The organism is Flavobacterium degerlachei (genome assembly GCF_900106645.1).
Lineage (GTDB): Bacteria > Bacteroidota > Bacteroidia > Flavobacteriales > Flavobacteriaceae > Flavobacterium > Flavobacterium degerlachei.
The window spans coordinates 18,489-37,906 of record NZ_FNMV01000020.1; the positions used below are offsets into that span (position 1 = coordinate 18,489).

Below are 19,418 nucleotides of genomic sequence, written 5' to 3' on the forward strand. Positions count from 1 at the left end.
GTATAAAAATAAATAATAAAAAGTATAAATTTGCGTTTGTTTTATATAATCCGTTATATATAGTTCGTCAAAATAAATTTATTAAATATGGTGTTGCCTATTAATGGTTAATTATTATATTGCATCACTGAAAATTATTACCTTTAAAAGAGTATGAAAGTAAACAAAATTATAGCCTTGCGATTAATGTTATCTATGATAATGATTATAGGTTTTGCTAGTTGCAGTAAAAAGTCTAGTTCGAAAAGTGCTTCAAGAGGTACTGGTTGGGACGTCGATAGTAAAAGGGTTTCTAGTGCTAAGAAACAAGAGGCTGGTCCTGGATTAATTTTCGTTGAAGGAGGAACTTTTACAATGGGTAAAGTCGAAGATGATGTAATGCACGATTGGAATAATACTCCAACTCAACAGCACGTACAATCATTTTATATGGACGAAACAGAAGTGACAAACTTTATGTATAGAGAGTATTTAGACTGGTTGAAAAATGTATTTCCTCCTACAGAAGATATTTATGAACATATATATGAAGGTGCATCACCAGATACTTTAGTTTGGAGAAATAGGTTAGGTTATAATGAGACTATGACTAATAACTACTTAAGACATCCTGCATATGCAAGTTACCCAGTTGTTGGTGTGAATTGGATTCAAGCAGTTGAATTTAGTCAATGGAGGACAGACCGTGTGAATGAGGCTATATTAGAGAAAAAGGGATACTTGAAGAAAAATGCAAAAACACAAGATGTTACTGCAGAGGCTTCTTTTAGTACTGAAACTTATTTGAAAGCGCCAACAATGACATATGGCGGAAATGAAGAAATTGTACTGAAAGGTGCAAAAGGGGCTAGAAAAAGTCCTAAGGCTGGAAAAGACGGAAAAGTGACGGAGCAAAAAAATGTTTATGCTCAACGTTCATCAGGAATTCTTTTACCAGAATACAGACTTCCTACGGAGGCTGAATGGGAATATGCAGCAGCAGCTGATGTGGGACAAAGAGAGTATAATATCTATAAAGGACAAAAGAAATATCCATGGTCAGGTAGTTATACACGTTCTGGAAAAAGACAAAGTAAAGGCGATCAGTTAGCCAACTTTAAACAAGGAAACGGAGATTACGGTGGTATTGCAGGATGGTCTGATGATGGTGCTGATATAACGAATGAAGTAAAGAAATACCCGGCAAATGATTTTGGTCTATACGATATGGCAGGAAATGTTGCTGAATGGGTACTTGATGTTTACAGACCAATTGTAGATAACGAATCAAATGACTTCAATTATTTTAGAGGAAATCGCTATACTAAAAATAAAATTGGGTCAGATGGAAAAGTTGAAATTGTTACTTTAGAAACGATGAAGAGAGATACTTTAAGTAATGGTAAAGTAATTGTAAGGAGTTTTCCAGGTCAAATTGCTCAAGTTCCAGTTGATGAAAATGAAACTTATTTGAGACAGAATTTTGATAAAAGTAATAATATCAACTATAGAGATGGTGATAAGCAGTCTTCTAAGTATTATAATTTTGGAAGCTCTGAGTCTGATACTGAAAAGGAGAAAGATGATAAAAAAATGTATAACTCACCTAATCATAATGTTACGACTGACAGTTTAGGAAAGATGGTTAGAAAATATGATGTGTCAAGTAAAAGAACAACTTTAATAAATGACGAAGTAAGAGTTTATAAAGGAGGTTCTTGGAGAGACAGAGCTTATTGGTTAGATCCAGCGCAAAGAAGGTATTTCCCGCAGGATATGGCTACTGACTACATCGGATTTAGATGTGCAATGTCTAAGGTAGGACCAAAAGCAGAAAAAAGAAAATCTGCAAGAAATTAAATCATTAATATATAATATATACGAAAGCCCTTTGATTAGGGCTTTTGTTTTTTTAAATCGTTTTTAAATGGATATTAATTACATTCATAGTTTGTTTTTAAAATGCAATTCGGTTTCAATCGATACGCGAAAAATTGAGGCCAATTCATTATTTGTTGCTATAAAAGGAGAGCGTTTTGATGCAAATACGTTCGCTAATGAGGCTTTAATCAAAGGAGCTTCTTTTGTTGTTATTGATGACAAGTCGTTTTACATTGACGAAAGAACAATTTTAGTAGAGGACAGTTTAGTGGCGCTACAAGAATTGGCTAAATTTCATAGAAAATATCTGAAGCTACCTATCATTGCGCTTACAGGAAGTAATGGGAAAACTACTACCAAAGAATTGATTCATGTGGTGCTTTCTAAAAAGTATAATACTAAAGCCACAGTAGGTAATTTAAATAATCATATTGGTGTTCCATTAACTTTGTTATCCTTTAATTCAGAAACTGAAATTGGAATTGTCGAAATGGGAGCCAATCATAAAAAAGAAATAGAATTTCTATGTGAGTTGGCTAATCCTGATTATGGTTATATAACTAACTTTGGAAAAGCACATTTGGAGGGCTTTGGAGGAGTTGCTGGTGTTATTGAAGGGAAAAGTGAGTTGTATCACTATCTTGCTAGTAACGACAAGTTGGCTTTCGTGAATCTTGAAGATCCAATTCAGGTTGAAAGATCTAAGAGTTTAAGACGTTATTCGTTTGGACTAAATAATGAAGCTGCAGACCTAGAAATTAAATCTATTAAAGCAGATCCATTTGTTGAAGTGAGTTATTCTGATATTACTATTGGATCTCATTTAATTGGGCTCTATAATGCAAATAATGTGAATGCGGCAATTGCTATAGGAAAGTACTTTGAAGTGGATGATAGGTCTATTAAAGAGGCTTTAGAAAGTTATATTCCGGAGAATAACAGATCGCAATTAGTGTCAAAGGGAACTAATGAAATTATATTAGATGCCTATAATGCGAACCCAAGTAGTATGGCTGTTGCAATTGAAAATTTCTTGCAATTAGCGAAGTCTTCTAAAGTAATGATTTTAGGGGATATGTTTGAATTGGGTGATGAAAGTCAAAAAGAACACAAAGAGTTAATTAACTCACTTTTGAAAGAAGATGCAGTTCTATGTTTTTTTATTGGTTCTGCATTTTATAGTAATAAAATAGATAAGAATAATTTTCATTTTCACGATTCATTTGACTCTTTCTCTGATTTCTTGAAGGAGAATAAAATAGAAAACAGCACAATTCTTATAAAGGGTTCAAGGGGGATGGCTTTAGAGCGAACCTTAGGTTTTTTATCAAAGTAATAGTGTAATTATATTTCAAAAAAGGATATTATGTCATTGCATAATATCCTTTTTTTTTGTTGATTTAAATACTCATTAAAAAGCCTGTCAGGTTTTCTTTTTTGTTAAGTTCTAATTTTTTTCTTAATCGGTATCGTGCTAGTTCGACTCCTCCGTTTGAGATATTCATTATTTCGGCGATTTCCTTTGTAGACATATTCATTAGTAAATAAGTGGACAAATCTAATTCTCTAGGTGAAATTGTAGGGTATTTTTCTTTCAATCTTTTTAGAAAATCAAAATGTACATTTTTGATGTGTTTCTCTAAATCTTTCCAGCTTTTATCTGCATTTACTTCTTTAGTGATGCTTTTGTTTAATTTGTTAAATTGAAACTTTGTTGAATCATCAAAAGATTCTGTGTTGATATCTTTTAGCTTGTGGATTATACCATTTAGGATTTTGTTTTTCTTGACAACTTGTAGCGAATTGTTTACGAGCTCTTTGTCTTTTGTTAATATTTTTATTTGTAGTTTGTCGTTTTTTAGCTTTTCAATTTCTTTCTCGAGATGATGTTGCTCTTGTCTTATTATTGATTCTTTTTCTAAATATATCCTTCGCTGTTCGATGGTTTCGTAATATTTGTTTTTTCGAATTTTGATTTTAATTCTTTTACGTATTAAATACACAGCGCCAATAATAGCTGTTATGTATAATAAATACATTAGAAAATGCCTATACCAAGGAGGAGATACTGTAAAGGTTATGCTATTTACATCAGATTGAATTCCGTAGCTGTTCTTAGATTTTAAATTCATTTCATAATCACCTTCCCTTAAATTTGTATATTCTTTAAGAGAAAGTGTAGACCAAGGACTCCATTTTTCATCAAAGCCCTTAAGTTGATAGGAGAATTGCACATTTTCTACATTCTCATAGGTAGGAGTAGAGAATGTAAAGCGGACTAAATTTGATGTATATGGAATCTTAAACCCCATATTTTCTATTTTTCCATTTCCTTGAGTAATCGTATCAGAAGAGAATGAAAAACTTCTAATGAACACTTTTGGTTTTGTGATATAGCTTTTTAATAGATCGGAATTGTAGTGTGCTAAGCCATCGGTTAGTCCAATGAAAATATTAGCACTGTCAACAGTATTTATTGAGAGGTAGTTGTTTACTATGTTTCCGGTTAAATTTGAGAAAGTAGCAATTGAGTTCTTATAATTACCATATCTATCTTTAATGAATACTCCTAGCGATTCATTGAATACATACCATAAGTTTCCTAAAGTGTCTTGGGTTACGGTACTAATTGGGGGTACGTTTTTAAATAGCGCAGTAATAGTTTTGTCTTCATAAAAGAGATCTTGCTCTTGTGAATATTTAAAAAAAGCATTTTTTGTTTGAAAATAAATATTCTGATTAAAACGTTGAATGCTTCCTATTCCTTCTGATTTACTAGAGAGATGACTGTAGGTTTTTATTACTTTAAAGCTTTTTAAGTCATCAGATAAGTCCATTTTATAAAGTAGGTTGTCTTTTTTTAACCAAAGATTATCTTTGTCAATCTCAAATGTATTTGCTGATTTCTCAAAACCCTTTATTTTGTTTTTAAATTCCCAACCTTTGGTAGTTTTTTCAAATACTGAAAATCCGTTGTAGTTTGAGCCAATAATATAATTAGGATGGTTGGGCAGTTCTTTAAAACCAAAATAACCATTATTGTCTATTGATTTTTGTACCGTACCTCCTTTAATGATGAGTGCACCTCTATTATGTGCACAGAGTAATTGTCCGTTAATTACTTGTAAGTTCCAAGCTTGCCCTGTTGTTCCTTCTACAAGTGTAAAAGCATTCTCTTTTATTGTTTTATTCCAAGAGTGGTAAAAAACTCCTCGATTAGTTGCTACATACAATTTATTATCAAAAATAATTGAAGCATACACCGTGCTTAGATCAAAGCTAAAATCAAAATAAGTAAATGGGGAGCTTTCATTTACAAAGGCGATTCCATTATCTAATCCCAGCCAGAGATTTTTTTTGTTATCAATAAATGAGGCAAGGACAGTGTTATTTTGTAAGCCATTTTTATGATTTATGTGCTGAATTATTTGTCCGTTTAGATCGCAAATAATCATTCCATCTAGAACGGAATTAAGAACGATAAACTTCTTCAATATAGAAGCTCCGCCTAAAGAACTGTTTTTTTTGATAAAATCATTGGCTTCGCTATTCCATGCACTTATTCCGGTGACTTCGTCATAGGTGTAGAGTCCTTTACTTAAAGTGCTAATAAGTAGTTTTTTATGGGCCATTGGAAAAATGCCCCAAATTTCAGTGTTGTTTAATAGGGTAGATCCTTTTAAAGGGATAAGTTGATTGTTTTTATACTCTACTATTCCTAATTGAATATCTTGAAAATAGAGGTGTTTGCCAACTAAAAAGGAAAATTGAAATCTGTGGGGTGCATTCAGTATTTTTATTTGTTTGTCTTTGTAGATGTATGCTTTTTCAAAAGATTGAAAAATTACTTCGTTGTCGAGAATGTGTATTTTCCAGATAAAGTCAATTAATTTGACCGTTTCCTTGTTAACAAATTTAGACAAAGAGAAATATTGGAGCTTGCCTTTAGTATCAGCTTCAAAATATCCAAATTCATTGTATCCGCCTACGTAGATTTTACCAGAATCATCAATTTTTAATGATCGAACAGATGCTGAATTGGGAAAAGTATATTTTTTCCAAGAGGAGCCGTCAAATTGTAGTAATCCATTATTGTTTGCAAAATATAAATTACCATACTTGTCTTGATCGATATTCCAGTTTTGTGTTCCTCCTTTATAGTCTGATCTTTTGTAATTTCTAATATCGGGCAATCCTATGTTTTTTACCTGGCTAAATAGGCAGCTTGTGCAAAGGAGTAATCCTAAAACAGCTTTTTTTAATTCAATGTAATTCATATCAAGAAGCTAGTAAAGTTGATTTTTATAAAAGTCTTTGTTTTGAAATGAAACGCCTTTTGGATTCATTATAATGGTTTAAATGCCATAGTTATAGCTAAAATAGTGGTTTTATGGTAGATGTAGTGTTTGTTTGTTTTTTTAACATTTTGATAAGATTGATAAAATTATTTTAAATAATTGTTTTACAGTGGTTTAAAAAATATTTGATGTGTTTTTGTGTGGTTGGTTTTTACCATTTGATGTGTTTTTGTAATGAGTTGTTAATGATAATACCGAAAAAATAAAGTTATTATTGCAGTAAATAACTAAATAATTAACCAAAAATTATAGAAAAATGAAATTAACAAAATTACTTATTTTTTGTTTTTCGTCTATACTATTCTCAGTTTATGCACAAGCTCAAGATGTTGTAGTAAGCGGAATAGTTAATGATGAAAGTGGAATGCCAATTCCTGGAGCATCAGTTTTATTAAAAGGAAGTTCAAAATCTACTTCTTCAGATTTTGACGGCAAGTTTCAAATTCAAGCTCCTACCAATGGTGTTTTGATGATAAGCTATATAGGTTATGGTTCAATTTCTGAACCAATAAATGGGCGATCATCAGTGTTAGTTAAGTTAACTTCAAAATCGCAAGATTTGAATGAGGTGGTAGTTGTAGGGTATGGAACTCAAAAAAAGAGTGTGGTTACTGGAGCCATCTCAAGTATTAAAGCGAGTGATTTAGAAGACTTACCCATCACTAGAGTAGAGCAGTCTTTACAAGGAAGAGTTTCTGGGTTAACGATTGCTGCAAATTCTGGGCAACCAGGATCATCAGCAACAATTCGTGTAAGAGGTATTACAACTTTTGGAAATAACGAGCCATTATGGGTTGTTGATGGAGTAGTAGTTGATGCTGGTGGAATAGGATATTTAAATCAATCTGATATTGCGTCTATTGAAGTGCTAAAAGATGCTGCTTCTCAAGCTATCTATGGAGCACGAGCTGCAACAGGTGTGATTTTAGTAACAACCAAAAAAGGAAAATCAGGAAAAATTAGTGTTAGTTACAACGGTTACACTGGTATTTCGGCACCTGCAAGAAAGTTAGATTTATTAAATGCGACAGAATATGCAACTTTAATGAATGAAGCCTCCGTGGCGGGCGGAGGCGGAATAAAATTTTCAAATCCTGAATCTTTGGGAAAAGGTACTGACTGGCAAGATGCCATTTTTAATAATAGTGCAAAACGCATCGGTCATGAAGTGAGTTTGAGTGGAGGGAGTGAAGTTTCTACTTTTTATTTGTCATTTGGTCTTCTTGATCAAGAAGGGATTGTAGCAACTGATATTTCAAATTATATCAGAAAGAACATTCGTTTAAACTCAACTCATAAAATCTCTAAAAAAATCACTTTTGGACAATCTTTAGGATATTCTAGAGAAAAGAATATTGGATTAGGAAACACAAATAGTGAATTTGGAGGGCCATTAAGTTCGGCTATAAATTTAGATCCTATAACTCCTATTGTGGAGACAGATCCTATTCTTGCAAATCAAGCTCCATATACAAATACGGGTGTCATAAGAGATGCCATTGGAAATCCTTATGGAATTTCGTCTTTGGTAGGTCAGGAAATGACTAATCCTTTAGCTTATATGCAAACAAGATTAGGTAATTATGGATGGTCTGATAATTTTGTTGGAAATGCTTATTTAGAAGTAGAGCCTATCTCAGGACTAAAATTTAGAAGTACTCTTGGTGGAAAGTTAGCTTACTGGGGAGATGAGAGTTTTACTCCGGTAGCTTATTTAAATGCTTCTTTTATTGTGGCTAAAAACAGTTTGTCAAGAAATTCTAGCAAAGGATTTGGTTGGAATATTGAAAATATAGCTTCGTATACAAGAGATATTAAGGATCATAACTTTAGTATTTTGATAGGGCAAGGTGCATATGTCGATAATATTACAAGTGGTAGCGGAGTGACTTATTTCAATATTCCAGTAACGAGTTATAAAGATGCATCCTTCAACTACAGTATTCCAAAAGATCAAATTGACGCCTATGCATATACTGGATCAGAGCATATCGTAACCTCCCTTTTTTCTAGATTGAATTACAATTTCAATGAAAAATATTTAGTAACAGGGATTATACGTAGAGACGGTTCCTCTCGTTTTGGTTCAAATAACAAATATGGAACTTTTCCATCATTCTCATTAGGATGGGTACCTTCAAAAGAAGGGTTTTGGAAAGACAATGGAGTTGTGAACCAATTGAAATTGAGAGGTGGTTATGGAGTTACGGGTAATGATGCAATAGGAGATTTTAGGTATTTAGCCACTATTGGTGGAGGTAGAAATTACACGATTGGAAATTCAGGATCTGTAACTATTGGTAACAGTCCAAATGCGCCATCAAATCCAGATTTAAAATGGGAAGAAACGAGTCAAGCTAACATTGGTTTTGACGCAACTTTATTTAATGATTTTAATCTTTCAGTTGATTTGTATGACAAGAAAACAAAAGGAATTCTTCAAGATGTAGCAATTCCGGGTTATGTAGGTTCAACGGGTAACCCTGTAGGAAACGTAGCTGATATGCAAAATAGAGGAATTGACTTTGAATTAGGATATAGAAAAAAAGTAGGAGAGGTTAATATGTCGTTAAACGCAAATGTTTCTTATCTAGATAATAAGGTTACTTACCTAGGAAGTGGAATCGATTTCTTATCAGGAGGACAAACAGTTCAATCAAGTACTTACCCAATAACGAGAGTTGAAGTTGGACATCCTTACAACGCTTTTTATGGTTTTAAAACGGCTGGAATTTTTCAAAACCAAGCTGAAATTAATGCCTATACAAATACTGATGGAGGCTTGATACAACCTAACGCGGTTCCTGGAGACTTCCGTTGGAAAGATGTAAACGGGGATGGTGAAATTACTTCAGACGATCGAACATTTATTGGTACACCAATACCAAAATATACTTTTGGATTTACCTTAAACTTGGATTACAAGAATTTTGATTTATTAGTATTTGCGCAAGGAGCTAGTGGAAACCAAATTTTCCAAGGATTACGCAGGTTAGACATCGGAAATGCTAATTATCAAACTACAGCTTTAGGACGCTGGACAGGTGAAGGAACTTCAAATACGTTTCCTAGATTAACGACGAATGATACCAATAAAAACTTTAATAATCCATCAGATTTTTATTTAGAAGACGGAGATTATTTAAGATTCAAAACAATTCAAGTAGGGTACACTTTACCAAGTAGCATTATAAAGGCAGCAGGTTTACAAAAAACGCGAATTTATTTGACTGGTGAAAACGTTTTTACATTTACAAAGTATTCTGGTTACGATCCGGAAATTGGTGGAGGAGTTATGGGTATTGATAGAGGATTTTATCCACAAGCAAGAACATTCATGTTAGGGGTTAATTTACAATTTTAATAAAAGATATTATTATGAAACTTATAAATATAAAATATTCGGTTATTGCTTTTGCGGTAGTTTTATCAGCAACTTCATGCAATGAGGAATTTTTAAATGTAGAACCTAAAGGAACTGCGTTAGAAGATAATTATTATACGAATGAAACAGAAGCATATTCAGGACTTGTTGCTGTATATGATGTCTTAGGGAAACAGTCCAGAGGTTTTGAAAATATGATTTGTATGTTAAATGCTGGATCAGATGATTTCTATGCCGGTGGTGGCGGAGCAACGGATGGTACTGGAATACAATCTTTTTCAGACTATTCAATAAGTCCAGTGACTATTCCTGGAAGTTTTTGGAATGATTTTTACCAAGGTGTTTTTAGAGCTAATATCTTACTTCAAAAATTGCCAAATGTACCGATGGACGCTAATACTAAAACTAGGTTTATTGCTGAAGCTAAAGCTTTACGTGGGTATTACTATTTCGAATTGGTACGAACGTTTAAAAATATACCATTAATCATTACACCTATAATTCCAAGTGAAATATACAATGTAGTTCAGTCTAGTCCTGAGGAAGTTTATTCACAAATTGAAAAAGATCTTCAGGAAGCAATGACGGGTTTGCCTAATACGCTAACAGATGCTAATAATGAAGCAGGACGTTTTACTAAAGGTTCAGTGCAAGCTTTATTAGGTAAAGTTTATTTGTATGAAGGTAAAAATACACAAGCAGCGGCAGAATTAGCAGTTGTCAATGGTACTCCTGGAGCAACAAGTATATACGGATATAAATTAGTAAACAATTTTTCTGATTTATGGGTAATCAGTAATAAATTTAATAGTGAAGCAATAATTGAAATTACACATACCGATAAAAGTAATGCTGATTGGGGTAACTGGGGATCAGGTTCTGATGAAGGAAATAGTGTGAATGTTATGGTGGGTCCAAGAGGGTTTTCACGTACTACAAACTCTACTGCGCCAGATTATGCTTCTGGTTATAGTTTTAATACATTATCGCAAAGTTTATATGATGCTTTAAAATTAGATCCAAGATTTAATGCAACAATTGTTGATATGAAAGCTTTAAAAGCAGCAGGTTTAGCTGATTATTCTCCAGGATATAAGGATACAGGTTATTTCTTGAAAAAATTCATGCCATTAGCGTCAGACGTTTCTACTGGTGGTGGAGCATCCGTTTTAAATTATAAACAAAATGTTTACGCAATTCGTTTAGCAGATACGTATTTAATGGAAGCCGAGGCATTAGGCGGTTCAGGTGTTAGAGCACAAGCGCTATTAAATGCAGTGAGAGCAAGAGTAGGTTTAGCAGCAGTTCCTGTAACTACTAGCGCAATCTTAGCGGAACGCAGATTAGAATTAGCAGGTGAAGGTCACCGCTGGTTTGACTTAGTAAGAACAGGACAAGCACCATCTGTATTAAGTAGTAGAGGTTTTACAGCTGGTAAAAATGAAATATGGCCAATTCCTTTAAAAGAATTAGAGAATACTAAAATTGTACAAAATCCTAATTATAACTAATTACTAAATTAAATTACTATGAATTTAAATATCATATTAAAAAGGCCAGTTTATACGCTGTTTGTTGTTGCGGCTTTAGGTTTGCTAAGTAGTTGTCAACCTGAAGATGTAGGTGAAGGTAATGGTTTGTCTGATGCTAATGTAGATGCAACGTTTACTGTAAAAGCAGTAGAGGGTAAGGTTAACACATACAGTTTACAAGCACAGCCAAACAATGTAATAAGTTCCATGTGGAATTTTGGTGATGGAGCGTTTTCTGGTAAGATGAATGAAGAAGCTAGTTTTCCTGACGCAGGTACTTATACGATAACACATACAGCAACTGGACGAGGTGGTTTAAGTAATGCAACTTCTCAAGATGTTGTTGTAGCGACATCTGACCCTATAAAAGGAAATATCGTAAAGGGAGGTAAGTTTTTAGATGCCGATGACCAAGCTAAATGGACAAAACTAAATATTAGTGCTTCTGGTGCTGCTTGGACATTTAATACTGGTAGCGCTACAATAAAAGCTTCTGGTTGGAGTCAACAAGGTATTTATCAAGCTATAAATGTAGTGAAAGATAAGGAGTACCGAATTGACATGCTTATTTCTGGAGGAGCTTCATCAGATACATGGTTTGAAGTGTATGCTGGAACAACACCGCCGGTACAAGGTGTAGAGTACAAAGACAATAAAGTAATGGGTATAAGTACTTGGGATGGTTGCGGAACAAGTCAGTTTTCAGGTAAATTATCGGTGGTTGGTTGTATTAAAAATGATAGAACTAACACAGTTAGTAATGTTGTGAAGTTCAATACTTCGGGAACGATCTATCTATTATTTAGAAGCGGAGGTAACGGATTTACTGCAAACGGTATCACTATTACTAATGTTGAAATGAGAGGGAGTAATTAATGGGAAGTTTTGTTTGATTTTAAGTTGGTAAAAATAGTCCATATTCTTTTTGACTATGGGCTATTTTTTTAAAAAAGAGAGTAAAAGTAATTTGGGTTAGATTTCACATAACTAGCGTTTTGAATAAATAAAAATGGAATTAATGAAGAAGATTTATATAAAAATATGTTGCGTTTTGCTTTGCGTACCTGCATTTGCACAGCAGCAAAAAGAAAAGAAAGAGTACAAGTCATTTAGTACAAATGGAAAAACGGTTAGCGTTTATACTACAGCAGAAAATAGAGATTTAAGGCTTACACTAACAAAGGAATTAGTATTCTCAAAAGCGATGCAGCCTCTTGAAACGGAAATCTCCGTTTTTGTTGAACCTGATAAAAGGTTTCAAAAATTCATGGGAATTGGAGGTGCAATTACTGATGCTAGTGCCGAGGTTTTTGCAAAATTATCCAAAGCAAAACAACTGGAGTTTATGAATGCCTATTATGATAAAGGTAAAGGCATTGGCTACTCGTTGTTAAGAACTACCATACACAGTTCTGACTTTAGCAGTGGCAGTTATACCTATATTGAGGAGGGAGATAAAGAATTAAAAACCTTTAACATCGATCATGATCGCAAATACCGTATTCCTATGATTAAGGAAGCAATTAAAACAGCTGGGGGTAAATTACTATTATATGCATCACCATGGAGTCCACCCTCTTTTATGAAAAGCAATCAGCAGATGCTAAAAGGAGGAACGTTACTTCCGGAGTTTTATCAATCTTGGGCTAGTTACTATGCTAAATTTATTAAAGCTTATGAAAAAGAAGGAATGCCTATTTGGGGTTTGACTATTCAAAACGAGCCAATGGCTGTTCAAACTTGGGAATCTTGTGTGTATTCTGCTGAAGCCGAAAGAGATTTCTTGAAAAATTTTCTTGGTCCTACATTGAAAAAGGAAGGGCTGGGTGATAAGAAAATTGTAGTATGGGATCACAACCGTGATTTGATGAATCAAAGGGCAAACACAATATTCTCAGATCCAGAAGCCTCAAAGTACGCTTGGGGAATGGGTTTTCATTGGTACGAAACTTGGGCTGGTGGTACACCTATGTTTGATAATGTTCGAAAAGTTCAAGAAGCATTTCCTGATAAAAAATTACTTTTTACCGAAGGTTGCGTCGAAAAATTTGATGCAAAAAAGTATCAGTTTTGGCCAAATGCAGAGCGTTACGGAACAGCTATGATTAATGACTTTAATAATGGAACAGTTGGTTGGACTGATTGGAACATACTTTTAGATCAAAATGGAGGGCCAAACCATGTAGGGAATTTTTGTTTTGCACCAATACATGCTGATACTAATACTGGAGAGTTAATTTATACGCCTTCGTATTATTATATAGGACACTTTTCAAAATATATTCAAGCTGACGCTAGACGAGTTAGTACTTCTGTAAGTAGAAGTACATTGTTGAGTACCTCATTTCTTAATGTTGACGGCAAGATGGCTACAGTAGTTATGAATCAAAGTAACGCTGAAATTACTTATAATTTAATTATTGGTACCCAAAAAACGGTGGTTTTAATTCCTGCGCATGGAATTCAAACATTAGTGTATTAACTTTAAAAAGCATCAAATGATTTATATTTTAAAGAATTCTTCCAAGTTGTTATTGTTGCTGGCACTTGTTTGTCTGCAAAGCATGTGTTCGTCATCAAATGACACAATTGATCCTGTGGTAAATCCTCCAACTTCTCCAAATCCCCCAGTAGTGGTGGTTAATGATGTTGATTTTTGGTTAACAAAAGGGGACCAAACTGTTACATTAAAAAAGCAGACAACAACATTGGGTTTTGGAACATCAGCTAATGCTTATCCTAATATTGAAGTAAATTCTTCTCAAGAATATCAATCGATCGATGGTTTTGGTTTTACCTTAACTGGTGGAAGTGCTCAAGTAATTAATCAATTAACAGCACAAAGGAAAAAGGACCTTTTACAGGAATTGTTTGGAAGTACAGAGAATGCTATTGGAATTAGTTATTTAAGAATTAGCGTTGGTGCATCAGATTTGAATGAAAGTTCATTTACCTATGATGATATTGCAACGGGTGATACTGATTTAAGTTTAAATAAGTTTAGCTTAAACTCTGATAAAAATACAGTCATCGCTTTATTAAAGGAAATTCTAGCTATCAACCCTCAAATTAAAATCCTAGCTACACCGTGGACTGCACCATTGTGGATGAAAGATAAAAACAATTTTGTAGGTGGGAGTTTGCAATTGCAATACTATGAGGTTTATGCGCAATATTTAGTAAAGTATATTCAACAAATGAAATCAGAAGGAATTAATATTGATGCTTTAACACCGCAAAATGAACCTTTACACGGAGGGAATAATCCGAGTATGGTTATGACCGCAATAGAGCAAACTAATTTTATAAAAAATAATTTAGGACCTGCTTTTAAAGCGAACAACATCAGTACTAAAATAATAGCGTACGACCATAACTGTGATAATACACAATATCCCATCACCGTCTTAAGTGACGCTGTTGCAAATTCATTTGTTGATGGGTCAGCTTTTCATTTGTACGCTGGAGATATTAGTGCTTTGACCACTGTTCATAATGCATTCCCAACAAAAAACGTCTATTTCACAGAACAATTTACGTCCTCGACGGGCAGTTTTGGAGGGGATTTAAAATGGCATTTAAAAAATGTAATTGTTGGTTCCATGCGCAATTGGAGTAAAAATGCATTAGAATGGAACCTTGCTAATAATGGTTCTTTTGGCCCGCATACTAATGGGGGTTGTACTACTTGCAAAGGAGCTTTGACCATAAATTCAAGCGAGTCAATAGAACGAAATGTTGCCTATTATATTATAGCACATGCTTCAAAATTTGTACCTCAAAATTCGATTCGAATAGGAAGTAACACTAGTGGGAATTTACAGAATGTTGCTTTTAAAACGCCTGCAGGGAAAAAAGTGTTAATTGTAGAAAATGATGGAGATACTAACCAGTTGTTTAATATAAAGTTTAATGGAAAATGGGTAACAACTTCGCTTGACTCTGGATCTGTGGGAACTTATGTTTGGGAATAACAGTATAATTAAACCATAAACAATAATGAAAAAAAGTACAATAGCACTTTTGCTGATGAGCTCCATGCTTTCTTTTGGGCAAGGTTTTTTACACAGCAAAGGCCACAATATAGTAGATGGAAATCAAAACAATATAATATTAAGAGGTCTGGGACTTGGTGGCTGGATGGTTCAAGAAGGCTATATGCTTAAGACCGATAAATTTGCGGGACCTCAATATGTTATCAAACAAAAAATCAGCGATTTAATTGGAGAAAAGGCTACTGAAGATTTCTATAAAGCTTATAAAGAAAATGGAATAACGAAGAGAGACATCGATTCACTAGCTGCTTGGGGATTTAATTCTGTTCGATTACCCATGCATTATAACTTATATACTTTGCCTATTGAGGAGGAGAAAGTGGCAGAGGAAAATACCTGGCTTGAAGAGGGTTTTAAAATGACCGATGATTTGTTGAAATGGTGTGAAGCTAATAAACTGTATCTAATTTTAGACCTTCATGCTGCTCCGGGAGGTCAAGGGAAAGATGCCAATATATCCGATTATGATACTTCAAAACCTTCCTTATGGGAAAGTGAAGCCAATCAAAATAAAATGATTGCCTTATGGCGAAAATTGGCTGAACGTTATAAAGATAGTCCATGGATTGGCGGTTATGATATTATAAATGAACCCAATTGGAATTTTACGGGAACAAATAATAATGGATGTGATGAGTCTTTAAATGCGCCATTAAGAGCACTTCAGGTCGCCGTTACAAAGGCAATACGAGAAGTAGATAGTAACCATTTAATTTTCATTGAAGGCAATTGCTGGGGGAATAATTACAATGGAATATTTCCGCTTTGGGATGATAACATGGCGTTAAGTTTTCATAAGTATTGGAACTACAACGATAAAAATTCAATACAGAAAATGCTGGATTATCGAACGCAATATAATGTTCCAATATGGCTAGGTGAAAGTGGTGAAAATTCTAATGTGTGGTTCAAAGACGCTATTTCATTAGTAGAATCACATAACATCGGATGGGCTTTTTGGCCAATGAAAAAAGTAGATAACATAGCAGGAGTTACATCCGTAAATAAGAATTCTGATTATGAGGTTTTACTCCAATATTGGAAAAATGGTGGTGTTGAACCTACTTCAGCCTTTGCTACAAAGACATTGATGCAATTGGTAGAAAATTATAAAATGGAGAATGTTACTGTTAAGCCTGATGTTATTGACGCAATGTTCAGACAGGTTCAAACAAATGAAACTAAAGCTTTCAAAAAACATACTTTGCCTGGGAAAATCTTTGCTACAGAATATGATTTGGGAACTAATGGCTATGCTTATTCTGATTCTGATTATGTTAATTATCGAATAGAAACTGGAAATTTTGAAGAGTGGAACAAAGGAAAAGTAATGCGAAATGATGGCGTAGATATTTTGCCTTGTAATGATAAAGTTTCAAATGGATTTCAGGTTTCGTTTATAGAAAATGGTGAATGGTTGCAATTCACTGTAGATTCAAAACTTAAACAGAGTTATGATGTTGCTATTCGTTATTCAAGCACACAGGCAGGTGGTAAACTACATTTTGAAACTGAAAAAGGGGAAAAATCATCAATCCTGATACTTCCAGTTACGGGTTCAGATACAGTATGGAAAACAATCGTTTTGTCTAATGTAGAATTGAATAAAGGATTAAATAAAATCAAATTAATTTTTGAAACGGGAGGTTTTAATCTAAACTATTTTGAATTTATAAAGCCGTTAAAGTAAATTTTTACTTTCAGCAAAGAAAATATTTTAAGTAAAAATATTTACAATGAAAAAGTACCAGTGTGAAAATTAATATTAAATACAAAAATAAATGTCTTTCTACTGTATTGCAAAATGGTTCTGTATGAGGTCGCATTAGGTAAGATAAAAAAAGATAAAATTTCACGATATGAAAAGAATAGTAACAGTTGGTTTTTTAATGATGTCTTTCTTTGCTTTTTCACAGCAAAATAAGATAGATCAAAAAGTAAATGCTTTACTCAAGAAAATGACCATTGAAGAAAAAATAGGACAACTCAATCAATATACAGGGGACAATCAAGCGACTGGGCCTATAACAATCAATCCCAATAAGGAAACAGAAATTAAACAGGGCTTAATTGGTTCGATGTTGAATGTTTTAGGAACTAAATATACCAGACAATATCAGGAATTGGCGATGCAATCACGACTTAAAATTCCTTTATTATTTGGTCAAGATGTCGTTCATGGATATAAAACTACGTTTCCAATTCCTTTGGCAGAAGCCGCCAGTTGGGATTTAGAAGCCATGGAGCTTTCAGCAAGAATTGCTGCTGTTGAAGCTTCGGCAAGTGGAATTCACTGGACATTTGCTCCCATGGTTGATATTTCACGTGACCCTCGATGGGGTAGAGTAATGGAAGGAGCAGGCGAAGACACTTATTTGGGGTCGAAAATAGCATATGCTAGAGTAAAAGGTTTTCAAGGTATGCTTGGTGATGTCAATTCAGTAATGGCCTGTGTGAAACATTTCGCTGCTTATGGTGCCGCTGTGGGAGGAAGAGATTATAACTCAGTTGATATGAGTGAAAGAATGCTTTGGGAAACGTATCTACCACCTTTTAAATCGGCCTTGGATGCTGGGGCAGCAACATTTATGAATTCGTTTAATGACTTAAACGGAATTCCAGCTACAGCAAATAAATATTTGCAAAGAGATATTTTAAAAGGAAAATGGAATTTTCAAGGTTTTGTCGTTTCAGACTGGGGTTCTATTGGTGAAATGGTCGCTCATGGTTATGTCAAAGACAATAAGGAAGCAGCATTAGCAGCAATAACTGCGGGAAGCGATATGGATATGGAAAGTAACGCCTATCGCTATCATTTGGCTGAATTAGTAAAAGAAAACAAAGTGCCGATCGCTTTAATTGATGATGCCGTAAAGAGAATTTTGCGTAAAAAATTTAAATTGGGTTTGTTTGACGATCCTTATAAATATTGTGATCCAGAAAGAGAACAAGCTGCTTTAAATAATCCAGAACACAGAAAGGCTGCTAGAGAAATTGCCGCAAAAAGTATCGTTTTGTTAAAGAATGAAAACACTATTTTACCTCTTTCAAAAGAAATCAAAACGGTTGCATTTATAGGTCCAATGGTGAAAGAGCATAAAGAGAATATGGGTTTTTGGGCTGTTGAATTGCCAGGCCTTGATTATGAAAAACAAGTTGTTTCTCAATGGGAAGGTTTAAAAAATAAAGTGGGGAGCAATACTAAGTTACTTTATGCAAAAGGTTGTGAGACTACAGGAGATAGTAAAGAAGGTTTTGCAGAAGCGATCGCTATAGCTAATCAAGCTGATGTTGTGATTTTGAGTATTGGTGAAAACTGGAATATGAGTGGAGAGGCCAAAAGCCGTAGCAATATCCATTTGCCAGGAGTTCAAGAAGAATTGGTTAAAGCGATTCAGGCTACTGGGAAGCCTGTTGTAGTTTTAATTAACGCAGGAAGACCGCTTGTTTTTAATGAAATCGCAAATACAGTTCCTGCAATTTTATATACATGGTGGTTAGGTACGGAAGCAGGAAATGCTATTGCCGATGTATTATTTGGAGACTACAATCCTTCAGGGAAATTACCAATGACTTTCCCAAGAGAAGAAGGGCAGATTCCCGTTTATTATAATCATTTTAGTACTGGAAGACCAGCGCCGGATGAAAATGCGACAAACTATGTTTCGGCTTATATCGATTTAAAGAATAGCCCTAGATTCACTTTTGGACATGGGTTGAGTTATACTACTTTTGATTACTCTGAATTGAAGTTATCTAAAAGTAAAATAAAAAGTAATGAGAAAATAGAGGTTTCTGTAGCTATAACAAATACGGGAAAATATGAGGGTACTGAAATAGTACAATTGTATTTACGGGATAAAGTGGGTTCAATAATAAGGCCGATAATTGAATTAAAGGATTTTCAAAAAGTGCATTTGAAAGTAGGTGAAACAAAAACGATTCAATTTATAATAGACAACCAAAAATTATCTTTTTATAATAACAAACTTGAATTTGGCTCAGAACCTGGAGATTTTGATTTGATGATTGGTTCATCCTCATCTGATATTAGATTGAAAGATTCTTTTGAACTGTTATAAAAGTAAATTCGTAATCTTATTAAGTTAGCTCCCTAAAGATAGATATTATTTTGGATCAAGTTCAAAAGTTGGGGATTAAGCAAAAAGATTAGATAATCTAAACAAGAAGAAATCAATTTTTCTAACGCCTCTAAATTGCGATCTAA

Annotated in this window: 10 protein-coding genes; 9 read left to right on the plus strand and 1 reads right to left on the minus strand. The window is 33.9% G+C overall.

All coding sequences use genetic code 11. The annotated features are described in order from the left end of the window. The first annotated feature begins 153 nt into the window (after positions 1 to 153). Positions 154 to 1,839 carry a gliding motility lipoprotein GldJ gene (gene gldJ / locus BLV91_RS16060; protein ID WP_091435118.1) on the plus strand — a complete coding sequence of 562 codons (1,686 nt, stop codon included), beginning with the start codon at positions 154 to 156 and terminating at the stop codon, positions 1,837 to 1,839. Positions 1,840 to 1,906: 67 nt separating this feature from the next. After that, positions 1,907 to 3,196, plus strand: a complete 1,290-nt coding sequence (locus BLV91_RS16065; RefSeq protein ID WP_091435120.1) for a UDP-N-acetylmuramoyl-tripeptide--D-alanyl-D-alanine ligase — start codon at positions 1,907 to 1,909, stop codon at positions 3,194 to 3,196. 64 nt (positions 3,197 to 3,260) lie between these two features. Here the strand turns inward: BLV91_RS16065 and BLV91_RS16070 are convergent, their stop codons facing one another. Next, positions 3,261 to 6,137, minus strand: a complete 2,877-nt coding sequence (locus tag BLV91_RS16070) for a triple tyrosine motif-containing protein (protein WP_091435122.1) — start codon at positions 6,135 to 6,137, stop codon at positions 3,261 to 3,263. 337 nt (positions 6,138 to 6,474) lie between these two features. On the opposite strand from BLV91_RS16070, the gene BLV91_RS16075 reads away from it, so the two are divergent. The 7 genes from BLV91_RS16075 (at position 6,475) to BLV91_RS16105 (ending at position 19,272) form a co-directional block, all read left to right on the plus strand. Further along, complete coding sequence (locus tag BLV91_RS16075; RefSeq protein ID WP_091435123.1) at positions 6,475 to 9,582, plus strand: SusC/RagA family TonB-linked outer membrane protein; 3,108 nt, start codon at positions 6,475 to 6,477, stop codon at positions 9,580 to 9,582. A 14-nt stretch (positions 9,583 to 9,596) separates the two neighbouring features. Beyond that, a complete protein-coding gene (locus BLV91_RS16080) occupies positions 9,597 to 11,114 on the plus strand; it encodes a RagB/SusD family nutrient uptake outer membrane protein (RefSeq protein WP_091435125.1) in 1,518 nt (505 codons plus the stop codon). A gap of 18 nt (positions 11,115 to 11,132) precedes the next feature. After that, complete coding sequence (locus BLV91_RS16085) at positions 11,133 to 12,011, plus strand: PKD domain-containing protein (RefSeq protein ID WP_091435127.1); 879 nt, start codon at positions 11,133 to 11,135, stop codon at positions 12,009 to 12,011. 142 nt (positions 12,012 to 12,153) lie between these two features. After that, on the plus strand, positions 12,154 to 13,617 hold the full coding sequence (locus BLV91_RS16090; RefSeq protein ID WP_091435134.1) for a glycoside hydrolase family 30 protein: 1,464 nt from the start codon (positions 12,154 to 12,156) through the stop codon (positions 13,615 to 13,617). Between the two features lie 16 nt (positions 13,618 to 13,633). Continuing rightward, on the plus strand, positions 13,634 to 15,109 hold the full coding sequence (locus BLV91_RS16095; RefSeq protein WP_091435128.1) for a glycoside hydrolase family 30 protein: 1,476 nt from the start codon (positions 13,634 to 13,636) through the stop codon (positions 15,107 to 15,109). A 25-nt stretch (positions 15,110 to 15,134) separates the two neighbouring features. Continuing rightward, entirely contained in the window at positions 15,135 to 16,880 is a 1,746-nt protein-coding gene (locus BLV91_RS16100) for a cellulase family glycosylhydrolase (RefSeq protein WP_091435129.1), read from the plus strand. Between the two features lie 169 nt (positions 16,881 to 17,049). Beyond that, the gene (locus BLV91_RS16105; protein WP_091435132.1) at positions 17,050 to 19,272 is read left to right on the plus strand and encodes a glycoside hydrolase family 3 N-terminal domain-containing protein; all 2,223 of its coding nucleotides are present in this window, start codon (positions 17,050 to 17,052) and stop codon (positions 19,270 to 19,272) included. Positions 19,273 to 19,418 lie beyond the last annotated feature (146 nt).